This is a genomic window from Roseicella aerolata, from assembly GCF_020523605.1.
In the GTDB taxonomy this organism is placed as follows: Bacteria; Pseudomonadota; Alphaproteobacteria; order Acetobacterales; family Acetobacteraceae; genus Paracraurococcus; species Paracraurococcus aerolatus.
On record NZ_JAJAQI010000054.1, the window covers coordinates 1 to 24,565 of the forward strand.

The following is a 24,565-nucleotide window of genomic DNA, read 5'->3' on the forward strand; positions in this document are numbered from 1 at the left end:
CCCGCCGTGATCGCCCCCAGATAGGCCGCGAACCGCGCCTCGCCCGTCCTCGGCCGCCTTGTCTGCCTCTCTACCATCCCCCACATATAGGAAGACCGGAAAGCTTTGACACAGTAAGACTAGGGGCCGAGGCGATCACGACCAACTGCGGCTTCCTCTCGCTCTTCCAGCAGGAGATCGCGGCGGCGGTCGGGGTGCCGGTCGCCACCTCCTCCCTTTTGCAGGTCCCCTGGGTGCAGGCGACGCTGCCGCCGGGGAAGCGGGTCGGCGTGCTGACGGTCAGCAAGGGATCTCTGACGCCGGCGCATCTGGAAGCGGCGGCGGTGCCGCTCGACACCCCCATCATGGGCACGGAGGGCGGCCGCGAGTTCTTCCGCGTGCTGATCAGGGCCGAGGCGGAGGACATGGATGTCGCGCTCGCCGAGCAGGACATCCTGGAGGCCGGCCGGGCGCTGGTGGCGGCGTATCCGGAGGTCGGGGCCATTGTCCTAGAATGCACCAACATGCCGCCCTATGCGGCGGTGCTGCAGGCGGCACTCGGCCTGCCGGTCTTCGATATCTATTCCCTGATCACCTGGTTCCATGCGGGGCTGCGGCCGCGCCGCTTCGGGGCATGACGCCGGGGTGAGACGGCTGCAGCAGCGGCATGACGGAGATGGGCGGCACCTCCGCCGCCTGCGGCCCGGCCGGCGCCACACCGCAGGCGGGGCGCAGCGCCCCGCAGTCCCAGCGATGTCCGGCCGGCCGACCGGTCAGCGACCCGCCCGGCTCCCAGCGGCATTCGCAGAGCTTCTCGCCGAAGCAGGCGACCATGCCCTCCCGCATCGGCGTACAGGCAGGTGGCGCCTCCGCAAGACCAGGGGTGGCGAGCAGGAGCAGCATGGGCAGCACGCGCATGGCAGCAGGCTGCGCGCAACGGGTGAAGCAAGGCTGAAGCGAGATGCAAAAAGGGCCCCGGCGCAGCGCCGGGGACCCTCGCAGCAGCTGATCCGGCCGGGGCCAGGCCCGGCCGGAGCCAAGCCTATTTCAGGTTCACCGCCTGGCGGCCACGCTGGCCGTCCCGGACATCCAGCGAAACCTTCTCGCCCTGCTGAACATCCTGGCGCCCGGCGCGCTGCAGGACGGAGGAGTGCAGGAACACGTCCTGGCCGCCGTCTTCCGGCGTCACGAAGCCGAAGCCACGGACCTGGTCGAACCACTTCACCGTGCCGCTGACCGCATAGGTCGGGCCGCCGGCGTCGCGGTCGCCGAAGTCGCGACGCGGCGGACGGTCACCGAAGCCGCCCTGGCGCGGGCCACCGAAGCCGCCGCCGCCAGCGCCGAAGCCACCCTGCCGCGGGCCGCCGAAGCCGCCGCCGCCGAAGTCACGCCGCGGGGGACGGTCACCGAAGCCGCCGCCGCCGAAGTCGCGCCGCGGGGGACGGTCACCGAAGCCGCCGCCGCCGAAGTCGCGCCGCGGGGGACGATCACCGAAGCCGCCTTCCCGATAGGGGCGCCGTGCCGCGCCGGCCGCGGCCGCCCCGCCCTCACCGCGCCGCAGCTCGGTGATACGGGTGACCAAACGACGACCCTGGCGATCAGTGCCGATTTCGCAGACAAGCGTGTCGCCGGTGTCCGGCGGCTCGATCCCGGCCTCGGTAAGGGCCGAGGCATGGAAGAACACGTCCTGTCCGTCGGGCCCCAGCACGAAGCCGAAGCCCTTGCGGGCGTTGTACCACTTCACCTGGGCCTCGAGGGGCCCGGTACCGCCCTGCATATCGGTATCGGAAGGCACTTGCTGTTAGTTCCGTATCTAGTGTCGAGCGGCCGCACGGGGATGCGGGGCCGCTACCGATGAGCATGACACCCCCCGGCCGCTAAAGCGAGCGCGAAATCAGCGGAAGCGACCGGGGGCGTAGGGCCGCGGGTCCAGCTCCGGCGATTGGCCACCCAGCATCTGCGCGACGAGCCGCGCCGTGCGCGGGCCCGCCACCAGACCGACATGGCCATGGCCGAAGGCATGCACAATATCAGGAGTCCCGCTTGATGGCCCGATGCAGGGCAGCCCGTCCGGCATGCTGGGACGGTGGCCCATCCAGACCTTTACCCGCTCCGGCGGCAGGTCGCGCGGCAGGCCGGGGAAGCTGCGCAGCAGATGGTCACGAAGAATTTCAGCCCGCTTCCAGTTCGGTGCGGCGGCAAGACCGGCGATCTCCACCTGCCCGGCGCAGCGCAGGCCGCGATTCGTCAGGGTAATGGACATCTTGCCGTCCGAGGGCATCAGCGGCGTGCGCGGGCCGATCTCCACTCCTTCCAACATGGCGTGGTAGCCGCGCTCCGTCTCCAGCGGCAGCCGGTCCCCTGCCGCGGCGGCCAGCGCGCGGGAATGCGCGCCGGCGCTGATGACGGCACGGTCGGCCGCGATCTCGCCCGTCTCAGTCCGCACCGCGCGCAGGCGCCCGCCCTCGATCCGGAAGCCGGTGGCGCGCGCGGCGACACGGCTGGCGCCGAGGGATTCCGCCAACGCGACCAGCGCGGCGACATAGGCGCCGGGATCGCGACAATGCCCGCCTTCTTCGACCAGCGCGGCGAAGCCGTAGCGCCGGTCGAGTAACGGCTCGCGCTGGCGCAGTTCCTCGGCCGAGAGCTCGAGCCATTCGATCCCGACCTGGCGGCGGATGCGCCAGGCCATTGCCTCGGCCTCGAACTCGGCCCGCGAGGGATAGATGTACATGAGCCCGCGCCGCTCGATCAGCCCGCCGACGCCGGCCTCCTCGGCAAGGGCGGCATGCAGCGCCGGCGCGTCCTTCAGCAGGGCGCGAAGCGCGACCGCGGTGCGCGCGACCTTCGCCTCGGTCCAGCCGGAGAGCAGGTAGCGCGCCAGCCAGGGCAGGACGCGCGGCAGGTAGCGCCAGCGGATGGCGAGCGGCCCGAGCGGATCGGCGATGAAGCCCGGCACCTTCTTCCACAGCCCGGGCACCGCCGGCGGGATGACGGACATGGGGCTCAGCCAGCAGCCATTGCCGTAGCTTGCCGCCTGCTCCCCGCCCGGCGTGCCGGGCTCCAGGATGGTGACCCGATGCCCGTCCCTCAGCAGGGCAAGCGCGGTGCAGGCGCCGACGATGCCGGCGCCAATGATGACCGTGTGCAAGCCCTCGCGCGGCCGATCGGACGCGGTCATGGCGTCTGCACCGCCTCGCCGGCCAGCGCCTTCTCCAGGAAGAAGAGCCGGTCCTGGCCCCAGAGCCAGAGGTCGCCGAAGAAGAAAGTCGGGCTGCCGAAGACGCCGCGCGCGACCGCCTCGGCGTTGTTGCGGTCCCACTCGGCGCGGATGGCGGGGCTCTCCTCCTCCGCCACCAGCGTGGCGCCCGGCAGACCGAGGGCATCGCCGATCGCCGCCCGTACCTCCGGCAGGGCGATGTCGCGCTCCTCCACCCAGAGCGCGGTCAGGATGGCATGGGAGAGCGCCTGCGCATCCAGCCCGCGCGCCTGGGCCGCCATCACCATCCGCCCGGCCGGGCGCTGGTCCGCCGGTGGATAGTGCCGCGGCTTCAGGACAAGCGGCATGCCGAGGTGCCGCCGCCAGCGGTCCAGTTCCAGCGCGTGGTAGTCCTGCCGCGGCTGCGGCCTGGTGCGGAGCGGGATACCGCCGGTCTGTGGAATCACCAGCGGGAAGTCATAGGGCCGCAGCGCCACCCGCACGCCATGCCGGTCGGTGATCGCCCGCAGCTGCGGGGCGGCGAAATACATCCAGGGGCTGGAGAGGGTGTAGAAGCACTCGACCACGCGCTCGGTCATCGGCGATTCCTTGCAGCGCGGCGAGCATAGGCGGCCGCCGCCGCGCCGCAACCGGAACCCCCGAGCCTCAGCCCTTCTGCACCCGCCCGGGATCGCTGCCCGCGAGCAGCGAGACATGCGCCGAGACGACCTTCCAGCCGACCTCCGGCAGCCGCACCATGATCTTCGTCTCCCGCCCGATCAGCCCACTGTCGGTGCGCTGGTACTCCAGATGGGTGCAGGCGAAATCCCGGCCGAAGGTGGTGATGTGCACGCGGCGTGTTGCCCGCGGCGCATAGCGGGCGATGCCTGCGCGGAAGGCGCGGATCGCCTCGATGCCGTAGAGGATCTCGGTGGTGCCGAAGCGCACGGTGCGCGGGTCGGCCCAGAAGCTATCGTCCAGGACAGCGGTGTCGTTCTCGGCAATCGCCCGCTCGTAGCGGTCGAAGACGGCGCGGGCCTCGGTGGTCACCGCCGGGTCGTCGATCTGCATGGGGGAAGGCTCCTCGTCAGCGTGGCGAGGATGCCGGGCCAGGCAGGCGGCAGCAAAAATGACATGGAGTTAATGTGCGTTTGCTCACGATATACTGAATACAATGCGACATCACGTTTTCTTGGGACCCGCCCGATGCTGGACGCCCTCTCGCCCATGCCTGCCGCGCCGATCTCGCTCCATGCCCTGGCCTCCCAGGGGTTCCTTTTCGCCACCGGCATCGAGAACAGCGCCCCGACCATCCAGGGCGGCCGGATCCGGCGCGACCAGATGGCCGAGTGCGGCCATTACGACCGCTGGAAGCAAGACCTGGCCCTGGTGAAGGATCTCGGGTGCGGCGTCCTGCGCTACGGCCCGCAGTTCCACACCACACTGCGGGCGCCCGGGCTGCATGACTGGGCCTTCGCCGACGAGACCTTCGCGGAGGTGCGGCGCCTCGGCATCGTCCCGGTGGTCGATCTCTGCCATTTCGGCGTGCCGGACTTCATCGGCGACTTCCAGAACCCGGACTTCCCGCAGCTCTTTGCCGACTACGCCCGGGCCTTCGCCGCCCGCTTCCCCTGGGTGCAGCTCTACACCCCGGTGAACGAGATGTTCATCACCGCAGTCTTCTCGGCCAAGTACGGCTGGTGGAACGAGCAGCGGCACGACGACCGCAGCTATGTCACCGCTATCAGGAACATCGTCCGCGCCAATGTCATGGCCATGCAGGCCATCGTGCAGATCCGCCCGGACGCCATCTTCATCCAGTCCGAATCGACCGAGCATTTCCACCCGGAATGCCCGCTCGCCCTGCCGCATGCCGAGCACCGCAATGCCGAGCGCTTCCTGACGCTCGATCTGAACTACGGCCGGCGCGTCTGCTCCTCGATGTACGAGTACCTCATGGACAACGGCATGACGCGGGAGGAGTACCATTTCTTCCAGCGCTCGGCCCCGGCGCTGAAGCGCCACTGCATCATGGGCAATGACTGGTACGTCACCAACGAGCACCTGATCGGCGGCGATGGCCACAGCCGCTGGGCCGGCGAGGTCTTCGGCTACGACACCGTGACGCGCGACTACCACGCCCGCTACGGCCTGCCGGTGATGCACACCGAGACCAACATGGACGAGGGCCCGCGCGGCGACGAGGCGGAGCGCTGGCTCTGGAAGCAGTGGTCCGGGATCATGCGCCTGCGCCGGGATGGCGTGCCGGTGCTGGGCTTCACCTGGTATTCGCTGACCGACCAGATCGACTGGAACCACGCCCTGCGGGAGCAGCGGGGCGACGTGAACCCGCGCGGGCTCTTCGACCTCGATCGCAACATCCGCACCGTGGGCAAGGCGTACAAGCGGCTGATCGAGACCTGGAAGCCGGTCCTGCAGGCCGAGAGCCACTGCCTGACGCTGCCGGTCAGCGCCTGAAGGCGATGCGGGGGAGCATCCCCTCCCCCGCGCGCCTCTCGATTCCGACGGGTCAGCCCTTCCCGATCAGGGCCATCAGTTCCCGGCGGGTGTTCGGATCGTCGCGGAAGGCGCCGAGCATCCGGCTGGTCACCATGCTCGCGCCATGCTGGTGCACGCCGCGCGTCGTCATGCACTGATGCTCGCTCTCGATCACCACGGCGACGCCACGCGGCTGCAGCACCGCCTCGATCGTATTGGCGATCTGCGCCGTCAGCTTCTCCTGGATTTGCAGCCGCTTCGAATAGGCGTGCACCACGCGCGCCAGCTTGCTGATGCCGACGACGCGATGCGCCGGCAGATAGGCCACATGCGCGACACCGATGATCGGCACCATGTGATGCTCGCAATAGCTCTCCAGCCGGATGTCCTTGAGCAGGACGATCTCGTCGTAACCCTCGGTCTCGGCGAAGGTCCGCTCCAGCACCGCGACCGGGTCGATGGCGTAGCCGGCGAAGAACTCCTCATAGGACCGCACCACCCGCGCCGGCGTGTCCAGCAGCCCCTCCCGCGCCGGATCATCGCCGGCCCAGCGCAGCAGCGTGCGGACGGCCGACTCGGCCTCCGCGCGGCTCGGACGGTCCGGCAATATGGGCGCCTCGGCGAGTGGCTTGGCCTTCATCGCAACCTCCCTGGCGTGGATCGACACGACTGGGGCGCAACGCAGGGACCGGGCCGGGTATCCCGCAGCGCAGCGCCCGGGCAGCCTCGTCCCCCCTCGCCGGTGCCGGAGATGGCCCGGCGGACGCGCCGGCACGGGTCGGAAGCGGCTTGACCGAGCGGGAGACATGATCACCTGGGGCATCCAACCGTCCAGTGATCATGGACGGGACGGCCCAGTCTCGCTTCCGGCGATCCGCCCCGGGCGCGACGCAGAGGTGCCGCGCTGCCGGCTACCGCCCGGCGAGGGCGTGCAACTCCTCGGCCAGTTCCTCCAATTCCTCCAGCACCGCCCGCAGGCTGCCGGCGGCGGGTTCCGCCTCGATCGGGGGCAGTTCCGTCTCGCCCTCGGCCAGCCCGCCCTCGCGCAGCAGTCGTTGTACGCCCTTGATGGTATAACCTTGGGTGTAGAGCAGATCGGCGATGCGCCGGAGCAGCGCGATGTCCTCCGGCCGGTAGTAGCGGCGGCCGCCGCCGCGCTTCAGTGGCTTGAGCTGGGGAAACTTCGTCTCCCAGAAGCGCAGGACGTGCTGCGGGATGTGCAGGTCGTCCGCCACTTCGGAGATGGTCCGGAAGGCGGTCGGCGCCTTGCGGGCGCGCAGCCGCCCGGCCTCGCTCGGGTCGTCGCTCATGCCCGGCCCTTGCGATGAATCCGGCACCCCGGCGTCACGCCTCGCTATCCCCGCGCGGCACCGGCTGGCCGTTGATGCGGGCCTTCAACACCTGGGAGGGACGGAAGGACAGCACCTTGCGCGGCATGATCGGCACTTCGACGCCGGTCTTCGGATTGCGCCCGACCCGCTGGCCCTTCTGGCGCACCATGAAGGTGCCGAAGGCGGATATCTTCACGGGCTGGCCTTCCTCGAGCGCCCTGGCCATGCGTTCCAGCACGGCCTCCAGCAGGGCGGCGGATTCGTTCCGCGACAGCCCCACCTGATTGTAGATCGCCTCAGCAAGGCTGGCGCGCGTCAGCGTGTTCATGCCGCAACTGGTTCCCGCAAGCCCTTATCGGGATTAGGAAACCTGTATCGGTTCTGAGGGTCAAGCGCGGCATGGCCGCTGTCGCCGGAATGCCACGAGGCCGAGCCACACAGTGGCAATCCGGCCACAAATGCCGTTTGCCTAGAAGCGCGCCAGCGCCGCGCCCCAGGTGAGGCCACCACCGATGCCTTCCAGCACCATCAGGTCGCCGCGCTCGATCAGCCCCTTGCCGGCCGCCTCCGCCAGCGCCAGCGGGATCGAGGCGGCGGAGGTATTGGCGTGGCGGTCCACCGTGACCACCACTCGCTCCTTCGGCAGGCCGAGCTTCTTGCCCATCGCTTCGATGATGCGGGCATTGGCCTGGTGCGGGATCAGCCAGCGGATATCGGATTGCGCCAGCCCGTTCGCCCCCAGCGCCTCATCCACCACGGAGGCGAGCTTGGAGACGGCGTGCCGGAACACCTCCTTGCCCGCCATGCGCAGCTTGCCGCATTCGCCAGTGGAACCGGCGCCGCCATCCACCAGCAGAATGTCGCCATGGCGGCCATCCGAATGCAGATGGGTCGAGAGGATGCCGCGGTCGGTCGCATCTCCCCTGCCCTCGCCCGCCACCAGAACCACCGCGCCGGCACCGTCGCCGAACAGCACGCAGGTGCCGCGGTCCGTCCAGTCCAGGATGCGGGAGAAGACCTCGGTGCCGACGACCACGGCGCAGCGCGCCTGCCCCGTCCGGATCAGCGCATCGGCCAGGCCGAGGCCGTAGACGAAGCCGGTGCAGGCGGCCGAGACGTCGAAGGCAAAGCCCTTGGTGGAGCCGAGCGCCGCCTGGATCCGCACCGCGGTCGCCGGGAAGGCGCTGTCCGGCGTCGCGGTCGCGACGATGACGCAATCCACCTCGCTGCCGGCGATGCCGGCCCGCTCCAGCGCCTGCCGGGCCGCCGCCGCGCCCATGGAAGAGGCGGTCTCGCCCGGCGCCGCGATGTGGCGCTGCCGGATGCCGGTGCGCTCCATGATCCAGGCGTCGGAGGTTTCGATCCCGAAGGCCTCGCCCAGTGCGTCATTGGTGACCACCCGCTCCGGCAGGTAGCCGCCACAGCCGGCAATGATGGCGCGGGTCACCATGACGCTTCGGTCCTCAAGGCCGTACGGGCGCCAGCTTCTCCGCTGGCACCGGAGCGGAAAGGCGGGAGAGTCCCTCCCGGATGCGGTCGTTGAAATGATGGGTCACCATGTCCATCGCGACATCGACCGCATGGGCGAAGCCCAGCGCATCGGTGCCGCCATGGCTCTTCACCACCACGCCGTTCAGGCCGAGCAGGATCGCACCGTTGTAGCGGCGTGGATCCATCCACTCGCGCAGGCGATCGAGCGCGGGACGGGCCAGCAGATAGCCCATGCGCGCCGGGATGCTGCTGGTGAAAACCTGGCGCAGCAGGTCGCGCATCAGCTTCAGCGCGCCCTCGCCGGTCTTCAGCGCGACATTACCGGTGAAGCCGTCGGTCACCACCACATCGACCGTGCCAGCGGTGATGTCGTGCCCTTCCACGAAGCCGTGGAAATTGGCGCCGATATGGCTGTCCTTCAGCACATCGGCGGCGGCCCGCACCCGCTCGTCGCCCTTCAACTCCTCGGAGCCGACATTGAGCAGCCCGAAGGAAGGCGCGGTCAGGCCGAGCACGGCGCGGGCGAAGGTGTCGCCCATCACCGCGAACTCGACCAGGTTGCGCGCATCGCACTGCACGTTGGCGCCGAGGTCGAGCATGACCACGTCGCCACGGGCGGAGGGCATGATGGCGGCGAGCGCCGGCCGGTCGATCTCCGGCAGCGTCTTCACCACGATCTTCGCCAGCGCCATCAGCGCGCCGGTATTGCCGGCGGAGACGACGCCGGCGGATTCACCCGCCGCGACGGAGTCGATCGCGATGCGCATGGAGCTCTGCCGCCCCTGGCGCAGCGCCGCCGTTGGCTTCATCTCCGAGGAGATGACATCCGGCGCATGGCGGATCATGCAGACCTTCGCCGCGCGCGGGCGCCGCGCCAGCATGGCGCCGATCCGGGCCTCGTCGCCGACCAGCAGGAAGCGGGCCTGCGGATGCCGCTCCGCCGCCAGTTCCAGCCCATCCAGCACGATGTCGGGCGCGTTGTCGCCCCCCATGGCATCAATGGCCAGGGAGAAAGGCTTCGACACGATCTGCGGTTCCTTGCCGGCCGGGTTACGGCGGCTCAGGTACGAACCACGCCCTTCACGGCGTCGGCGGCAACGACCTCACGGCCGTCGTAGTGACCGCAGGAGCCGCAGACATGGTGGGGGCGCTTCAGCTCGCCGCAGTTCGGGCACTCATTGTGTGCCTGGGTGGACAGCGCCTCGTGGCTCCGACGCATGCCGCGGCGGGAGGGCGAAACCTTCTTCTTCGGAACGGCCATGGCGCCGAGCCTTTCTTGTCACAAAACAGCAGGATTCTGCGGGAGCGCGCGGCTGTAGCACCCCACCCCCGGGGGCGCAAGCATGGTGCCGTCCGGGCCGGCCGAGCCTAGTCCTTCCGGCGCAGGGCGGCGAGGGCCGCGAAGGCGCCCTCCGTCTCGTCCTTCGCCTCGGCCGGCAGTTCCGCCCCGGCCACCCGGGGATAGGGGTCAAGGCCAAGGGCCAGTTGCTCCGCCACCACCTCCCCGAGATCGGCAACATCATTCTCGGTCTCGATCTCGTCGAGATCATCCGGGCCATCCCCCAGTTCGCGCCCGGCCGGCAACAGGCGGACGGCGAATTCCTCCACGACACGCTGCGCCACCGGCTCCAGCGTCACGACGCAGGCCTGCGTCACGGCCGCGTCCAGCCGCCCTGCCACCCGGACCGCGCCGTCCGGCTCCGGCTCCAGCCGCAGCGCGGCATGCAGGGACTCGATGCCGAGAATGCCGAAGCGCCGAGCCAGCGCGGAACGTTCCGCCTCACTCGCCTGCAGCGATTCCTGGCGTCCTTCCGGGCCCACGCGGCCGAGCGCCAGGGGGCGGGAGAATTCGGGCGTCTCAGGCGGCATCGGCGGTCTCCTCCGGCGCCGGGAAGCGCGCCTCGCCCCGCAGCAACGCCTCGATCGGCTGGGCGGCCAGCGCGGCCGAGCCGCGCAGGGCGTGCGCCGCCAGGCGGTGCGCAGCCGGCGAGGCCGCTCCCTCCGCCCGCCAGACATTGCGGTGCAAGGCGGCGGCCATGGCGGCGGCATCACCGGCATCGAGCGCCGCCTCATAGGCCTGGGCGCGGCCGTGGAAGGCCTCCCACATCTTCTTTACCCGCTTGCCGACGGTCAGGTCGCTGACCCCCATCTCCCGCAGGTTGATATCCATATCGGCGAACATCGCATCGAACACGGCCTGCGCCAGCGCCGGCCCGCGCGGGTCCGCATCCTTCCGGACCCGGCGGATGATCAGCGCCACATGCAGCCCGACCAGGTCGAAGCGGCCATCCAACGAATCGGGCACCCCGAGCACATCGAAGAAGCAGGGATGGCGCGCCGCCGCCACGGCCGCGCCGTAAAGCTCGAATCCGGCCCGCTCATGCGGCTTGCGGCGGAACAGGGCGAGCAGGCCCATGGGGGCGGAGTCCTTCGGCTGGGGCGCCCGGCATGGTTGACCGTGCCGCGGCAAGGTGGCATTCGGCCGCAGACATGGATCGCCCTTCCCGCCCGGTCAACGCGCCGCCGCGCCGCCCGCCTTCTGCGCGGGTCGCCGCCCTTGCCCTTGGCACCCTGCTGCTTGCCGGCTGCAGCTTCTTCGAAGCGCCGGTCGTGCAGCGCGGCAACCGCATCACCGAGGACCAGTTGCGGGAGATCACGCCCGGGGTGCAGACCCGGGCGGATGTGCAGGCCCTGCTCGGCTCCCCGACCCAGACCAGCACCTTCGGCGAGGACATCTGGTACTACATCAGCAGCAAGACCCGGCAGCGCCCGGGGCGGGCCCTGGCGGTGACGGACCAGGAAACCGTGGTGGTCAGCTTCGACTCTCGCGGGGTGGTGCAGGGCGTGAAGCGGGTCGGCGAGGACCAGGCCCAGCCGGTCGAGATGGTCGCGCGCGAGACGCCGACCCCGGGCAATGACCGGACCCTGCTGCAGGCGCTGTTCGGCAATGTCGGCCGCATTGGACCGATGGGCGCCCCCGTCGGCGGCGCCGGGCCCGGCCCGCAGGCGCCCGGCCCGGGCACGATGCGGTAAACAAGCGGAGAGCGGAAGGCGCTCCCCTCCCTGCCGAACCTCATGCCGGCCGGCATAAAGCCTAGCCTGCAGCCGCCATTGGCAGATGAAACCGCGAAGCCCGCCCGCAGCCTATGCCGCGGTGCCAAGCCGCCGGAGCGGCGCCGGCACCCAAGGCCGCATCAACGCGCCAGAATTGTCGCGATATAGTATCGAGCGTTCATGCCGGGCGACGAACTGAGCCCTGTCGCGTGGCCGGCGGCCGGCCAGCCCCCGTGCCGCAGGCCGGTCGGCCAGACACGTCAGAAGTGGCTCCAGCCGCCCCGCGGCAGCGCCATCTCCGCGCCCTGCGCATCCAGCACCCGGACCTCGGCCGGCCCCTCGATGAAGGTGCCGATCCGCGCCACCGGCACCCCCGCCGTGGCCGCGCGTGCCCTCACCGCCTCCTCGGCTCCGGGCGGGGCGGCAAAGAGCAGCTCGTAGTCATCGCCACCGGTGAGGCAAAGCCCGGCGAGCGCCGGATCCCCGGCAGCCAGGGCCCGCGCCGCGGGCGAGAGCGGCACCTCCGCCGCCTGCAGCACCGCGCCGCACCCTGCGCCGCGGCAGAGATGGCCGAGATCCTGCACCAGCCCGTCCGAGACATCCATGGCGGCCCGCGCCAGCCCGCCCAGTGCCGCGCCGAGCGCCAGCCGTGGCTCCGGCAGCCGGTAGCGCCGCGCGAGATGCCCTCCGGGATCGCCCGGCAGCTTGCCCTGCAGCACCCGCAAGCCGAGCGCCCCATCGCCGATCGTCCCGGAGACCCAGAGCGAATCGCCCGGCCGCGCCCCTGCCCGCCGCAGGGCCGCCCCGGGCGCGACGCTGCCAAGAATGGTCAGCGAGAGGGAGATCGGTCCCGGGGTGGACACGGTATCGCCCCCCAGCACGCAGAGCCCGAACTCGGCCTGGTCCGCCGCCAGCCCGTCCACGAACCGGCCCAGCCAGTCCGGCGGCAGGTCCTTCGGCAGCGCCGTCGTCATCAGGTAGCCGAGCGGCGCCGCCCCCATGGCGGCGAGGTCCGACAGATTCACCCGCAGCAGCTTGCGGCCGATGGTCTCCGGCGGGTCGTCGGGCAGGAAATGCACCCCCGCCACCATGGCATCCGCCGCCAGCACCAATTGCCGGCCCGATGGCGGGTCGAGCAGCGCCGCATCATCGGCGAGGTCGAGCGCACCGGGCCCCGCCAGCCGCCGGAAATGCCGGGCGATGAGGGCGAACTCGCCCGGCAGCGCGCCCGGCGCGTCAGCCACCGCGGCGGCGCGACGGGCCGGAGAATTCCTCGGCCCGCAGGGCGCGGGCCATGGCGTCCAGCACGCCATTGGCGAAGCGCGATTCGTCGCCGCCGAAGAAGCCGTGCGCGACGTCGAGATACTCGTTGATCACGACCCTGGCCGGCGGCTCCTTGCCGCCCCAGAGTTCGCCGCAGGCGGCCCGCAGCAGCGCCCGCAGCACGGGGTCGAGCTTGGCGAGCGGCCAGTCGCGGGCGAGGTGCTGCGAGAGAAGCCGGTCCACCTCCTCGGCATTGCGTGCGACCCGGGTGACGATGGCCGAGAAGAGCGGCGCATCCGCCTCCGGCACCCGGCCCTCCTCGAAGCCGCCATCGCCCGGCTGGGTGCCCAGGCGGTGGCGCTGGAACTGGCTGACCACGACCTCGGCCGGCTCGCCGGTCTGCTCGCTCTGGAACAGGGCCTGCACGGCCGCGACGCGCGCACCGGTGCGCGGCCGGCCGCGGCCCTTGGGCGCGGAGCCCTTCTTCGCGCCCTGGGCCTTGCCGGCGGGCTTCGCGGCCTGCTGGGCCGGCTTCGCCTCCGCCTCGGGCTTGCCCGCCGTGCGCTGCTCCGCCTCGTACTCGGCCCGCAGCCGGTCCAGTTCGCCCGTTTCGGCCTTGTGCCCGGGCATCACAGGCCCCAGCGGCGGCGGAGCGCCACCTGGCCGAGCAGCGCATGCGCCGCCTCGGCCCCCTTGTTGTGCCGGTCATCGGCCGCGCGGGCGATCGCCTGCTGCAGCGTATCGACCGTCAGCAGGCCGAAGCCGATGGCGGCCCCCGTCTCGGCCGAGATCTGCATGACGCCATGGCAGATGGCATCGCAGATGAAGGTGTAATGGTCGGTCTCCCCCTTCACCACGCAGCCGAGCAGCAGATAGCCGTCATAGTCTTCGGCGGTCTGCGAGAGCGCCATGCGCAGCGCCGCCGGCAGTTCGTAGCCACCCGCGACGTCGACGGTCTGGTGGAAGGCGCCCGCCTCGGCGAAGACACGCTCCGCGCCGCGACGCATGCCCCCCACCACCTGTTCGTAATAGGGCGCCTGGATCACCAGCAGCCGCGGCGCCGGGCCCGGGATGGGCTGCGCCGCGCGCTCCGGCGCGTCGATCGTGCTCATGCAATGTCCCTGTTCGATCGGATCAGCGGCCTGGTCTCGGCGACCCGGAGCCCGTAACCCTCGAGGCCGACAATGGGCCGCGGGTTGTTGGATAGCCGCACCATGTCCCGCACGCCGAGATCCGCCAGGATCTGGGCGCCGATGCCATAGTCCCGGATCTCGGGCGGGGTCACCCGGCGATCCTTGCTGTGCCGGATCTGCTCGCTCATGTTCGTCAACCGCCAGTCGCGGATGACGACGACGACGCCGCGCCCGGCCGTCTCGATCATGCGCATGGCGTCGTGCAGGTCCTGCGTCCCGGTGCCGGCCACGATGTCATGCAGCAGGTTGGCCGCATGCATGCGCACATGCACCGGGCCGGGTGCCGAGACGTCGCCCTTCACCAGCGCCAGATGCTCGGCATATTCCAGCGTGTTGGTATAGACCACCAGCCGCCAGTCCCCGCCGATGGTGTGGTCGATCTGGCCCTCGGTCACCCGCCGCACCAGCCGCTCGGTCCGGCGACGGTAGGCGATCAGGTCGGCGATGGTGCCGAGCTTCAGGCCATGAAGCTGGGCGAAGGACACCAGGTCCGGCATCCGGGCCATGGTGCCGTCGTCGTTCATGATCTCGCAGATCACGCCTGAGGGGTTGAGGCCGGCGAGCCGCGCGATATCGACGGAGGCCTCGGTATGGCCGGCGCGGACCAGCGTGCCGCCATCCCGCGCCAGCAGCGGGAAGACATGGCCGGGCGTCACGATATGCTCGCGGCCCATCTCCGGGTTGATCGCGGTGGCGATGGTATGCGCCCGGTCGGCGGCGGAGATGCCGGTGGTGACGCCCTCCTTCGCCTCGATGGAGACGGTGAAGGCGGTGGAATGCCGCGTGCCGTTGGCGGCGGCCATCAACGGCAGGCCGAGCTGCTCCACGCGGTGGCGCGTCATCGCCAGGCAGATCAGGCCACGGGCATACTTGGCCATGAAGTTGATGGCGTCCGGCGTCGCGAATTGCCCGGGGATGACCAGGTCGCCCTCGTTCTCCCGGTCCTCGTCATCGACCAGGATGAACATGCGGCCACGTCGCGCTTCCTCGATCAGCTCCTCGGTCGGGCTGATGAACTCGGAGAAGTTGACGCTCTTCGGCGCGGCGGCGGTCATGGTCGGAATCCTCTAGCGGGTCGCCGTCGCGGCAAGGGCGTCCCGGTCTGCCGACACCAGCCGCGCCACGTAGCGCGCCAGGGTGTCGATCTCGATATTGACGCGACCGCCCGGTTGCAGCGTCCCGAAGGTGGTCACGGCGGCCGTGTGCGGGATGATGTTGACCCCGAACACGTCCCCGTCAACCTCATTGACCGTCAGGGACACGCCGTCGATCGCGATCGATCCCTTGACGGCCACAAAGCGCGACAGCCCGGTTGGCAGCCGGAAGCGCCAGCGCACGGAGGCGTTCTCCGGCACGGCCGAGAGAACCTCCGCGACGCCATCCACATGGCCGGAGACCAGGTGCCCGCCGAGTTCATCGCCCAGCCGCAGGCTACGCTCCAGGTTCACCCGGCTGCCGGGCTGGAAGGCGCCAAGGGTGGTCCTGGACAGCGTCTCCGCCGAGGCATCCACCGCGAACCAGTCGCCGCCCAGTTGCACCGCCGTGAGGCAAACGCCCGAGCAGCAGATCGAGGCGCCGATCGCCGCCGGGGCGGGCTGTGCCAGGAAGGCCGGCGAGGTACCGATCAGGAGGCGCATGTCATTGCCCCCGCCGAGCGGCTGCACCTCCCGCACCGTGCCGAGGTCCGTCACGATCCCGGTGAACATTGCTACGGGCTCTCCTCGCGTTCGAACTCGGTCATCCAGTCGGCCCCGACGGGGCGGCCCGCCACGCGGCGGAACCTGGGCATGGCGGAAAGCACGGCGAGCGGCAAGGGCTGGACCGCCGGCAGGCCATCGCCCCCCATGATGCCGGGGGCGTGAAACCAGGTGATCCGGTCCACGAAGCCGCCGCGCAGCAATGCCGCCGCCAGCCCGGCCCCGCCCTCGGCCATCACCCGCGTCACCCCGCGCTGGGCGAGCGCCCCGAGCAGCGCCGCGAGGTCGAGGCCCGGCTTCGCCCGCGGCACCGGCAGGATCTGCACCCCGGCCTCGATATAGGGTGCGAGGACCCCCGGCCGCTGGTTCGTGCGCGTCGCGATCCAGGTCGGCACCGTCTTCGCGGTCCGGACCAGCCTGCTGTCGAGCGGCGTCCGCAACCGGCTGTCCGCCACCACCCGCGCCAGCGGGACCCGCGCCATGCCGGGAATGCGGGGGGTCAATTCCGGGTCGTCCGCCAGCACCGTGCCGCTGCCGACCAGGATGGCGTCGTGGCGGGCGCGGATCGCATGCGCCTCTCGCCGCGCCTCCGGCCCGGTGATCCACTGGCTTTCGCCGCCCGCGGTGGCGATGCGGCCATCCAGCGTGGTGGCGAGTTTGAGGGTGACCAGCGGCAACCCCTTGGTGATGCGGCGGGCGAAGCCGGCATTGATCGCCCGCGCCTCCTCCCCGCCCAGGCCAAGCTCGACGATCACCCCGGCCTCGCGCAGGCGCTGCAGGCCGCGGCCGTCCACCCGCGGATCGGGGTCCCCGGTCGCCACCACCACCCGCGCGACGCCCGCCTTGATCAGCGCATCGCAGCAGGGCGGCGTGCGGCCCCAATGGGAGCAGGGCTCGAGCGTCACATAGGCCGTCGCGCCCCGCGCCGCTTCCCCGGCCCGCGCCAGGGCCTCGGTCTCGGCATGCGGCCGTCCGCCCGGCTGGGTCCAGCCCCGGCCGACCACCCGGCCATCCCTGACCAGGACGCAGCCCACCGCGGGGTTCGGCCAGGTATTGCCCAGGCCCCGCCGCGCGATGCGCAGGGCCGCGGCCATGTGGTGACGGTCGGCTTCGGACGTCATGGAAGGAAGTCCGCAGAGGGAATGCTGCCCCCCCTACACCCCCCAGCCAGGGACCGAAGGGCCCCTGGGACACAGGAGTCCATCGCAGGAGGAGGAGACCCCTCAGGGGTCCTCTCCTTCAGCGAGCAACCCACACTGGGGTCCGGGGACCGGTTCGGTCCCCGAAGGGAGGTTGGCGGCACTACCGCCAACGGGCGGAGCCCCCGCCGCAGCCATCCCCCCATGGCCCTAGCCGTTGTCCATCTTGCCGAGGAACTCGCGGAAATCCTTTGCCTCGCCGAAATTGCGGTAGACGCTGGCGAAGCGGACATAGGCGACCTGGTCCACCTCCTTCAGCGTCTCCATGACGATCTCGCCGATCTGGCGGGAGGTGACCTCGGACTCAGCCTCGGTCTCCAGCCGGCGCTGGATGCCGTTGACGATGCGCTCGATCTTGTCCTCGTCCACCGGCCGCTTGCGCAGGGCGACGCGAATAGAGCGCGCCAGCTTCTCGCGGTCGAAAGGCACGCGGCGGCCATCGGTCTTGAGGACCGTGATCTCGCGCAGTTGCACCCGCTCGAAGGTGGTGAAGCGGCTGCCGCAAGCGGGGCAGGAGCGGCGCCGGCGGATGGCCGCATTGTCCTCCGCCGGCCGGCTGTCCTTCACCTGCGTGTCGTCGCTCCCGCAGAAGGGGCAGCGCATCCTTGTCTCCTCCCCCTTTTGCGGTACCCGGGTTCAGGCCGGGTAGATCGGGAAGCGCTGGCAGAGGGCGAGCACCCGCGCCTTCACGCTCTCCTCGACCGCCGAATTGGCCGAGGCGTCGTTCGCCTTGGCCAGCCCGTCCAGCACCTCGCCGATCAGCCGGCCGACCTCGCGGAACTCCGCCTCCCCGAAGCCGCGGGTGGTGCCGGCCGGCGTGCCGAGGCGGACGCCGGAGGTGACCATCGGCTTCTCCGGATCGAAGGGAATGGCGTTCTTGTTGCAGGTCAGGTGGGCGCGGTTCAGCGCCGCCTCGGAGGCCTTGCCGGTCAGCTTCTTCGGCCGCAGGTCCACCAGCAGCAGGTGGTTGTCGGTGCCGCCGGTGACGAGATCCAGGCCCTGGCCCTTCAGCTCCTCGGCCAGGGCCGCGGCATTGGCGACGACGGCGCGGGCATAGGCCCGGAACTCGGGCTTCAGCGCCTCCCCGAAGGCCACCGCCTTGGCCGCGATCACATGCATCAGCGGGCCGCCCTGCAGGCCGGGGAAGACCGCGGAGTTGAACTTCTTCGCCAGCGCCTCGTCGTTGGTGAGGATCATGCCGCCGCGCGGGCCGCGCAGGGTCTTATGGGTGGTGGTGGTGGCGACATGGGCGTGCGGGAACGGGGACGGGTGCGCCCCGCCGGCGACCAGGCCGGCGAAATGCGCCATGTCCACCATGAACCAGGCGCCCACCTCGTCGGCGATCTCGCGGAAGGCCTTGAAGTCCCAGACCCGGGCATAGGCCGAGCCGCCGGCGATGATCAGCTTCGGCCTGTTCTCCAGCGCGATCCGGCGGACCTCCGCCATGTCGATCCGCTGGTCATCCTTGCGGACCGTATACGGCACCGGCCGGAACCACTTGCCGGACAGGTTGGCGGCCGAGCCATGCGTCAGGTGGCCGCCGGCCGCCAGGTCGAGGCCCATGAAGGCGTCGCCTGGCTGCAGCAGGGCCAGGAACACCGCCTGGTTGGCCTGCGCGCCGCTATGCGGCTGGACATTGGCGAAGCCGCAGCCGAAGAGCTTCGCCGCCCGCTCGATGGCCAGGGTCTCGGCGACGTCCACATACTCGCAGCCGCCATAGTAGCGCCGGCCCGGATAGCCCTCGGCATATTTGTTGGTCAGGACCGAGCCCTGGGCCTCCAGCACCGCGCGGGAGACGATGTTCTCCGAGGCGATCAGCTCGATCCCGTCCTGCTGCCGGCCGAGTTCCTTGCCGATGGCGGCGGCGAGTTCCGGATCGGCCTCCGCCAGGGGGGCGGAGAAGAAGCGCTCGGGGATGCGGTAGGCGGCAGTCTCGTTCATCGGGTCGGCCCTGGGTAGAGGCGGCGGGTCAGGCGGCAGGCGGGGCGAGCTTGGCAAGCCGCCTTGCATGGCGGCCGCCCTCGAATTCCGTCGCGAGGAAGGCGTTCAGCGCGTCCAGCGCCACCTCCGGCCCGGTGGTCCGGGCGCCGAAGCAGGCGACATTGGCATCGTTATGGGCACGGGTCAGCCGTGCCTCGGTGGTGCCGTGCAGGACGGTGGCGCGGATGCCGGCATGGCGGTTGGCGGCGATCTGCATGCCAATGCCGCTGCCGCAGACAAGGACGCCGAAGCTGGCCCGGCCGCCTTCCACCGCGGCGCAGACCTGATGGGCGAAGTCCGGATAGTCGACGCTGGCGGTGTCGTTGGTGCCGACATCCAGGACCTCATGACCCGCGGCGGCCAGGGCCTCCTGCAGGATGGTCTTCAGCGGCAGCCCGGCATGGTCGCCGCCGATGGCGATGGTGAGGGGGGCGGAACTCATGGTGCAGACCTACCATGTGCTGGGGGTCGGGGCGATGGGAAACCCCAAGGGTTTGTGGCCTGGAGATGCCCCCGATCTGCGAGAAGCGCCATGGTCCAGGTTGCAGGCCGGCCATGCATCGCACGGAAGGCGGCAATCCCCGCCCGCGAAGGGTCCCGGCCGGCGGCCGTCTCCGCATCGGCCCGGCGGAGGGCGGAACCCAGCGAGGCGAAGGCGGGCCGCGGGCCTGGCCCGGAGCATGGCGGCCGAAACGACCGGGCGGGAGGATCTCAGGACCGGGCTCCACGCGCCGGGACGCCCCGACGGGCCTTCAGCATGCCCGCAAGCAGCGACCGCTCCGGTTGCCCGCCGGCTCCTCGCCACCTGCACCCTGCCCGGAGCGGGCCAAGCTTCCATCCCGGCAGGCAGCCAACGAGACCTGCCGCGCCGGCAGCGGGCCTGCCTCCGGGCACACAGGCTCGCCATTGCGTGGTGGGGGGCTCACCCCTCAAACCAGACCGCCCGGCCGGATCCCTGGCTGGAAGGCGCGCCCCCTTCCGCCGCCCGGCCGGAAATGGCACGACTCCCGCCGATAATGCCTTCGGAGGACCGCAGCATGGCCAAGCCGACCTGGACCAGCCCCGAAACCCTGGCGCTCCATGGCGGCAGCCATCGGGCGGATCCGACCACCGGCTCGGTCGCCGTGCCGATCCACCAGACCACCAGCTTCCAGTTCCAGGACACCGGCCATGCCGCCCGGCTCTTCGGACTGCAGGAACTGGGGAACATCTACACCCGCATCATGAACCCGACGCAGGATGCGCTGGAGACGCGGGTCGCCGCGCTCGAGGGCGGCGTCGCGGCGCTGGCCGTCGCCTCGGGCCAGGCGGCCACCACCTTCTCGGTGCTGAACCTGACCACGCCCGGGGACAACATCGTCTCCTCGACCGATCTCTATGGCGGCACCTGGAATCTCTTCGCCAACACGCTGAAGAACATGGGCGTCGAGGTCCGCTTCGTCGATCCGGCCGACCCGGAGGCCTTCGCCCGCGCGACCGACAGCCGCACCCGCGCCTACTATGCCGAGACGCTGCCGAACCCGAAGCTGCAGGTCTTCCCCATAGGCGAGGTGGCGGCGATCGGCCGCAAGCTGGGCGTGCCGCTGATCATGGACAACACCGCGGCGCCCATCATCTGCAAGCCGCTGCAGCACGGGGCGGCGGTGGTGATGCATTCCACCACCAAATTCATCGGCGGCCACGGCACCTCCATCGGCGGGATCGTGGTGGATGGCGGCAATTTCGACTGGGAGGCGCATGGCAGCCGCTTCCCGACGCTGAACACCCCGGACCCGAGCTACCACGGCGCGGTCTGGACCGAGGCGGTGAAGCCGCTTGGCCCCATCGCCTACATCCTGCGGATGCGCACCTGCCTGCTGCGCGACCTCGGCGCGGCGACCACCCCCTTCAATGCCTTCCTGCACATCCAGGGCCTGGAGACGCTGCCGCTGCGGATGGAGCGCCACTGCGCCAATGCCATCCGCGTCGCCGCCTGGCTGTCCGAGCAGCCCTCGGTCACCCAGGTGATCCACCCGAGCGTGCAGAGCGGCGAGGCGAAGCGCCGCGCCGATGCCTATCTGAAGGGCGGCTATGGCAGCCTGATGGGCTTCGAGCTGAAGGGCGGCGCCGAGGCGGGCGCACGCTTCATCAACGCCCTGCAGATGTTCTACCACGTCGCGAATATCGGCGACGCCCGGTCGCTGGCCATCCACCCGGCCACCACCACGCACAGCCAGCTCTCGGCGGATGAGCAGATGGCGACGGGCGTGACCCCCGGCTATGTCCGCCTGTCGATCGGCATCGAGCATATCGACGACATCATCGCCGACCTCGACCAGGCCCTGAAGGCAGCCGCATGAGCATCGGAACACCCACCGGCGCATTCCCGGACACGCGGATGCGCCGCAACCGGCGGGATGGCTGGACCCGCCGGCTGGTCGCCGAGAACAGGCTGGGCGTGGACGACCTGATCTGGCCGATCTTCGTCCGCGAGGGCACCGGCCAGACCACCGAGGTCGCCTCCATGCCCGGCGTGGTACGCGTGACCCTCGACCGGCTCGCGGGCCATGTCGAGAAGGCGGCCGCGCTCGGCATCCCGGCCGTTGCCCTCTTTCCCATGACGCCACCCGAGGCAAAGGATGCGGAGGGGACGGAGGCGTTGAACCCGGACAACCTGATGTGCCGCGCCGCGCGGCTGCTGAAACAGGAATTCCCGGATCTCGGTCTGGTCGGCGACGTCGCGCTCGATCCCTACACGGATCACGGCCATGACGGCGTGATCCGGGAGACGCGCACCGGCGCCTATGTCCACAATGACGACAGCGTGGCAATCCTGGTCCGCCAGGCGGTGAACCAGGCGCAGGCCGGCATCGACGTCATCGCGCCTTCCGACATGATGGACGGCCGCATCGCCGCGATCCGCCACGGCCTGGACGTGGCGGGCTGCATCGACACGCGCATCATGTCCTATGCCGCGAAATATGCCTCCGCCTTCTACGGCCCCTTCCGGGATGCCGTCGGCAGCGGCAAGGCGCTGCGCGGCGACAAGAAGACCTACCAGATGGACCCGGCCAACACGGATGAGGCGCTGCGCGAAGTGGCGCTCGACCTCGCCGAGGGTGCCGACATGGTCATGGTCAAGCCGGGCATGCCCTATCTCGACATCGTGCGTCGCGTGAAGGACCGGTTCGGCGTGCCGACCTTCGCCTATCAGGTGAGCGGCGAATACGCGATGATCATGGCCGCCGTGCGCAATGGCTGGCTGGAGCATGAGCGTGCGATGCTGGAAAGCCTGCTGGGCTTCAAGCGCGCGGGAGCCAATGGCGTGCTGACGTATTTTGCCGTGGAGGCTGCGCAACTGCTGCGCGGCCGCTGAACAGCAGCGGAACCATCGCGCTTGACCTGGCCCGTCCCCGCGCGTCTCATCGCGCCGGGACGGGGAGTGACGAATGATGAACAATGACTGGCTCGGCATCGCGGGGAAGATCGCCGTCGTCACGGGCGCCGCGGGCGGCATGGGGCGCGCCATCGCGACCTCCTTCATCGAAGCGGGCTGCGCCGTCGCGCTGCTCGACCGCGAGTTGGATGCGCTGAAGTCGCTGGAGCGCCAATTGCTGGATGCCGGCGGGCAGGTCACCGCCATCCTCTGCGACACGGGCAGCGAGGGCAGCATCGCGGATGCCGCGCTTGCCAGCGCCGACCGGCTGGGACCGGCGGACATCCTGGTCAACAATGCGGGCATCCTTCGGCCGGGCGCGCTGGCGACGTTGCCGCTGGAGGAATGGAACACGCTGCTGACCATCAACCTGACCGGCTACCTGCTCTGCGCACAGGCCTTCCGCCACCAGATGATCGGCCGCGGCGGCGCCATGGTGCATATCGCCTCCATCGCCGCGTCCAACCCGCAGCCGCGCAGCGGCGCCTACAGCGCCTCCAAGGCGGCGGCGGCCATGCTGTCACGCCAGCTCGCGCTGGAATGGGGCCCGGATGGCATCCGCAGCAATGTCGTGAGCCCGGGCTTCATCCGCACGCCGATGTCCGAAAGCTTCTACCAGCAGCCCGATGTGAAGGAGCGGCGGGAGAAGATGCTGCCCAGCCGCCGGATCGGCACGCCGCAGGACATCGCCGATGCGGTGATCTTCCTCTCCAGCCCGCGCTCCTCCTATGTGAATGGCGCGGAGATCCTGGTGGATGGCGGGCTCGATCAGGTGATGATGGAGCTGACGCCGCGCCCGGGCTTCTGAGCCCGGATCCTCACACCGGCCTTGAACGCCGCCTCCCGGCGCCGGCAGCGGCGCACAAACCGGGAGGCACGGCTACCGGTGCCGCTCGCGGAGGCCCGGCACCTCGCGGCAGTCGCGCTGCCCGCGCGCGGCGGCAAGGATACGCGACGCCACGACGGCGAGCGCGGTCCGCGGGCGCCCGGCCGGGCCGTGCAGGCCGATGCCGAGCCGCTTGCCGTCCTCCCCGGCCAGGGCCCCGCAGGGCCGCTGGCAGCGCCACCCGGGAAAGACGCTCTGCAGCGGAGACGGCCCGGAGCATCCCGCTCTGTGGCTTGGCCTCTTCGCGGAGAGGCTCCGCCCACACGGCGCATGGCGGGCCGCCTGGGCCTACGCCGCCGCCGTGCTCGCCGCCTGCCGGGCGGTGGAGGAGGGCGAACCGCCGGGCCACTGGCCTGCGACGGCAGCGCTGCCCGCGCCCCCCTGATCCGCCAGCCCCTCGAAGAAGCTTCCGAGGGCACGGACCGACATCGCCTCCGCCCGCCAGTCGTAGAAGCCGCAATGCCCGCCGCCGGCGACCGGCAGCGGCAGCACCGCCGGGCAGCGCGACCAGTCGATCCCGTCCATGGAGGCGAGCGGGACCAGCGGGTCGTCCGCCGCCATCATCAGCAAGGCAGGTACGCGCAACCGCGGCAGCACCGCCGCGGGGCGGTTCACCTCGCAGAACACGGCATAGGAGGGATAGCCGAAGCGCGGCGCGGTGACCCGGGCCTCGAACTCCTGCACCGAGCCCGCTTCCAGCGCCGCCTGGCGGAGCGCCGGCGGCAGGTCCCGTGCCGGCACCGCCAGCACCTCCCGCCGGTACTGCGCCAGCAGGGCGCGGCCCAGGATGGGGTTGGCGTCGATGGTCGCATGCGCGAGTTCCGGCTGGAGCGGCGGACAGATCGCGGCACCGCCGACCAGCCGTGGCAGGCCTGGCGTCTCCGCCTCCCGCCCCAGCAGCAGCAGGGCCAGCGCGCCGCCCAGCGACCAGCCCGCGACGAGGATGCCGTCACCGGTCAGCGCTTCCGGCAGGGCCGTCAGTGCCTGCGCCAGGTCCTCCGACCGGCCGAGATGGTAGTGGCTGGTACTCCGCGGCTGGCTGAGGGCGCTGCCACGCAGGTTGAGGCGCAGCACGCGGAAGCCGCGTCGCAGCAGGCCGCGGGCGGCCTCCCGCAGATAGGGGTCGTCCTCGCCGCCGGTCAGGCCATGCACCAGCACCGCGAGCGGCCGGCGGCGCGCCCCGCCCTCCGGGAAATGCAGCATGGCGGCCAGGGCATCGCCATCGGCGAGCGGCAGCCAAAGGCGGTGCCCCTCGGTCAACGCCGCCGGCAACGGCCAGCGCAGGGCACGCAGGGTCTGGAGACGCCCGGTGAGCCAGGGCGGGCGGGGGCGGAAGGGGACCATGCAAGCGGCAACGCAGCGGCAGGGAAAGATATTCC

The 24,565-nt window shown here is 70.9% G+C and carries 28 protein-coding genes; 6 read left to right on the forward strand and 22 right to left on the reverse strand.

All coding sequences use genetic code 11. The features are described 5' to 3' along the window. The coding region (locus LHA35_RS24105) for an aspartate/glutamate racemase family protein (protein WP_226613321.1) at positions 1-617 on the forward strand (617 nt) is incomplete at its 5' end. Between the two features lie 404 nt (positions 618-1,021). Here LHA35_RS24105 and LHA35_RS24110 read toward each other — a convergent pair. The 4 genes from LHA35_RS24110 to LHA35_RS24125 all read right to left on the reverse strand — a co-directional run bounded on the left by LHA35_RS24110 (position 1,022) and on the right by LHA35_RS24125 (position 4,249). Continuing rightward, positions 1,022-1,756, reverse strand: coding sequence for a cold-shock protein (locus LHA35_RS24110; RefSeq protein WP_226613322.1), 735 nt, complete (start codon positions 1,754-1,756; stop codon positions 1,022-1,024). Positions 1,757-1,873: 117 nt separating this feature from the next. Continuing rightward, on the reverse strand, positions 1,874-3,160 hold the full coding sequence (locus LHA35_RS24115) for an NAD(P)/FAD-dependent oxidoreductase (RefSeq protein WP_226613323.1): 1,287 nt from the start codon (positions 3,158-3,160) through the stop codon (positions 1,874-1,876). Beyond that, on the reverse strand, positions 3,157-3,777 hold the full coding sequence (locus LHA35_RS24120) for a 2-hydroxychromene-2-carboxylate isomerase (RefSeq protein ID WP_226613330.1): 621 nt from the start codon (positions 3,775-3,777) through the stop codon (positions 3,157-3,159). The genes LHA35_RS24115 and LHA35_RS24120 overlap by 4 nt, the downstream gene beginning before the upstream one ends. A 67-nt stretch (positions 3,778-3,844) precedes the next feature. Beyond that, positions 3,845-4,249: an AtzH-like domain-containing protein gene (locus LHA35_RS24125; protein WP_226613331.1), complete on the reverse strand. Its 405-nt coding sequence runs from the start codon at positions 4,247-4,249 to the stop codon at positions 3,845-3,847. 135 nt (positions 4,250-4,384) lie between these two features. Between LHA35_RS24125 and LHA35_RS24130 the strand changes: the two genes are divergently transcribed. Beyond that, positions 4,385-5,656 carry a family 1 glycosylhydrolase gene (locus tag LHA35_RS24130; RefSeq protein ID WP_226613332.1) on the forward strand — a complete coding sequence of 424 codons (1,272 nt, stop codon included), beginning with the start codon at positions 4,385-4,387 and terminating at the stop codon, positions 5,654-5,656. Between the two features lie 52 nt (positions 5,657-5,708). Here the strand turns inward: LHA35_RS24130 and folE are convergent, their stop codons facing one another. From folE to LHA35_RS24170, 8 genes are all read right to left on the reverse strand, one after another. Next, on the reverse strand, positions 5,709-6,317 hold the full coding sequence (folE, locus tag LHA35_RS24135) for a GTP cyclohydrolase I FolE (protein ID WP_226613334.1): 609 nt from the start codon (positions 6,315-6,317) through the stop codon (positions 5,709-5,711). A gap of 271 nt (positions 6,318-6,588) precedes the next feature. Beyond that, positions 6,589-6,987 carry a MerR family transcriptional regulator gene (locus tag LHA35_RS24140; protein ID WP_226613335.1) on the reverse strand — a complete coding sequence of 133 codons (399 nt, stop codon included), beginning with the start codon at positions 6,985-6,987 and terminating at the stop codon, positions 6,589-6,591. A gap of 34 nt (positions 6,988-7,021) precedes the next feature. Beyond that, a complete protein-coding gene (locus LHA35_RS24145; RefSeq protein ID WP_226613337.1) occupies positions 7,022-7,336 on the reverse strand; it encodes an integration host factor subunit alpha in 315 nt (104 codons plus the stop codon). A gap of 141 nt (positions 7,337-7,477) precedes the next feature. Beyond that, on the reverse strand, positions 7,478-8,458 hold the full coding sequence (locus tag LHA35_RS24150) for a beta-ketoacyl-ACP synthase III (RefSeq protein WP_226613339.1): 981 nt from the start codon (positions 8,456-8,458) through the stop codon (positions 7,478-7,480). 13 nt (positions 8,459-8,471) lie between these two features. Continuing rightward, entirely contained in the window at positions 8,472-9,524 is a 1,053-nt protein-coding gene (gene plsX, locus LHA35_RS24155; RefSeq protein ID WP_226613341.1) for a phosphate acyltransferase PlsX, read from the reverse strand. Positions 9,525-9,559: 35 nt separating this feature from the next. Further along, positions 9,560-9,760, reverse strand: a complete 201-nt coding sequence (rpmF, locus tag LHA35_RS24160; protein WP_226613343.1) for a 50S ribosomal protein L32 — start codon at positions 9,758-9,760, stop codon at positions 9,560-9,562. A gap of 107 nt (positions 9,761-9,867) precedes the next feature. Continuing rightward, positions 9,868-10,368 carry a YceD family protein gene (locus LHA35_RS24165; protein WP_226613344.1) on the reverse strand — a complete coding sequence of 167 codons (501 nt, stop codon included), beginning with the start codon at positions 10,366-10,368 and terminating at the stop codon, positions 9,868-9,870. Next, positions 10,358-10,915: a ubiquinol-cytochrome C chaperone family protein gene (locus LHA35_RS24170; protein ID WP_226613345.1), complete on the reverse strand. Its 558-nt coding sequence runs from the start codon at positions 10,913-10,915 to the stop codon at positions 10,358-10,360. The genes LHA35_RS24165 and LHA35_RS24170 overlap by 11 nt, the downstream gene beginning before the upstream one ends. Before the next feature lie 74 nt (positions 10,916-10,989). On the opposite strand from LHA35_RS24170, the gene LHA35_RS24175 reads away from it, so the two are divergent. Beyond that, positions 10,990-11,532 (forward strand): outer membrane protein assembly factor BamE, encoded by a 543-nt coding sequence (locus LHA35_RS24175; RefSeq protein WP_226613356.1) that lies wholly within the window; start codon positions 10,990-10,992, stop codon positions 11,530-11,532. 281 nt (positions 11,533-11,813) lie between these two features. Here LHA35_RS24175 and thiL read toward each other — a convergent pair whose 3' ends face one another. The 9 genes from thiL to rpiB form a co-directional block, all read right to left on the reverse strand. Beyond that, complete coding sequence (thiL, locus tag LHA35_RS24180; protein WP_226613358.1) at positions 11,814-12,797, reverse strand: thiamine-phosphate kinase; 984 nt, start codon at positions 12,795-12,797, stop codon at positions 11,814-11,816. Continuing rightward, positions 12,790-13,446 (reverse strand): transcription antitermination factor NusB, encoded by a 657-nt coding sequence (gene nusB, locus LHA35_RS24185; protein WP_264185768.1) that lies wholly within the window; start codon positions 13,444-13,446, stop codon positions 12,790-12,792. Before nusB ends, thiL begins: the two co-directional genes overlap by 8 nt. Beyond that, a complete protein-coding gene (gene ribH / locus LHA35_RS24190; protein WP_226613360.1) occupies positions 13,446-13,928 on the reverse strand; it encodes a 6,7-dimethyl-8-ribityllumazine synthase in 483 nt (160 codons plus the stop codon). Before ribH ends, nusB begins: the two co-directional genes overlap by 1 nt. Further along, positions 13,925-15,064 carry a 3,4-dihydroxy-2-butanone-4-phosphate synthase gene (gene ribB, locus LHA35_RS24195; RefSeq protein WP_226613362.1) on the reverse strand — a complete coding sequence of 380 codons (1,140 nt, stop codon included), beginning with the start codon at positions 15,062-15,064 and terminating at the stop codon, positions 13,925-13,927. The genes ribH and ribB overlap by 4 nt, the downstream gene beginning before the upstream one ends. A gap of 12 nt (positions 15,065-15,076) precedes the next feature. Next, complete coding sequence (locus tag LHA35_RS24200) at positions 15,077-15,715, reverse strand: riboflavin synthase (RefSeq protein ID WP_226613363.1); 639 nt, start codon at positions 15,713-15,715, stop codon at positions 15,077-15,079. Between the two features lie 2 nt (positions 15,716-15,717). Next, positions 15,718-16,800: a bifunctional diaminohydroxyphosphoribosylaminopyrimidine deaminase/5-amino-6-(5-phosphoribosylamino)uracil reductase RibD gene (gene ribD / locus LHA35_RS24205; RefSeq protein WP_408902411.1), complete on the reverse strand. Its 1,083-nt coding sequence runs from the start codon at positions 16,798-16,800 to the stop codon at positions 15,718-15,720. 255 nt (positions 16,801-17,055) lie between these two features. Continuing rightward, positions 17,056-17,508 (reverse strand): transcriptional regulator NrdR, encoded by a 453-nt coding sequence (nrdR, locus tag LHA35_RS24210; RefSeq protein WP_226613368.1) that lies wholly within the window; start codon positions 17,506-17,508, stop codon positions 17,056-17,058. 33 nt (positions 17,509-17,541) lie between these two features. Then, positions 17,542-18,846 (reverse strand): serine hydroxymethyltransferase, encoded by a 1,305-nt coding sequence (gene glyA, locus LHA35_RS24215; protein WP_226613369.1) that lies wholly within the window; start codon positions 18,844-18,846, stop codon positions 17,542-17,544. A 28-nt stretch (positions 18,847-18,874) separates the two neighbouring features. Next, positions 18,875-19,327, reverse strand: a complete 453-nt coding sequence (gene rpiB / locus LHA35_RS24220; RefSeq protein WP_226613370.1) for a ribose 5-phosphate isomerase B — start codon at positions 19,325-19,327, stop codon at positions 18,875-18,877. A 595-nt stretch (positions 19,328-19,922) separates the two neighbouring features. On the opposite strand from rpiB, the gene LHA35_RS24225 reads away from it, so the two are divergent. The 3 genes from LHA35_RS24225 (at position 19,923) to LHA35_RS24235 (ending at position 23,108) form a co-directional block, all read left to right on the forward strand. After that, entirely contained in the window at positions 19,923-21,224 is a 1,302-nt protein-coding gene (locus LHA35_RS24225; protein ID WP_226613371.1) for an O-acetylhomoserine aminocarboxypropyltransferase/cysteine synthase family protein, read from the forward strand. Then, positions 21,221-22,240 carry a porphobilinogen synthase gene (hemB, locus tag LHA35_RS24230; protein ID WP_226613372.1) on the forward strand — a complete coding sequence of 340 codons (1,020 nt, stop codon included), beginning with the start codon at positions 21,221-21,223 and terminating at the stop codon, positions 22,238-22,240. Before LHA35_RS24225 ends, hemB begins: the two co-directional genes overlap by 4 nt. 76 nt (positions 22,241-22,316) lie before the next feature. Then, on the forward strand, positions 22,317-23,108 hold the full coding sequence (locus LHA35_RS24235; protein WP_226613373.1) for an SDR family NAD(P)-dependent oxidoreductase: 792 nt from the start codon (positions 22,317-22,319) through the stop codon (positions 23,106-23,108). Between the two features lie 366 nt (positions 23,109-23,474). On the opposite strand, the gene LHA35_RS24240 is transcribed toward LHA35_RS24235, so the two are convergent. Beyond that, positions 23,475-24,530, reverse strand: coding sequence for an alpha/beta fold hydrolase (locus tag LHA35_RS24240; protein WP_226613375.1), 1,056 nt, complete (start codon positions 24,528-24,530; stop codon positions 23,475-23,477). Positions 24,531-24,565 lie beyond the last annotated feature (35 nt).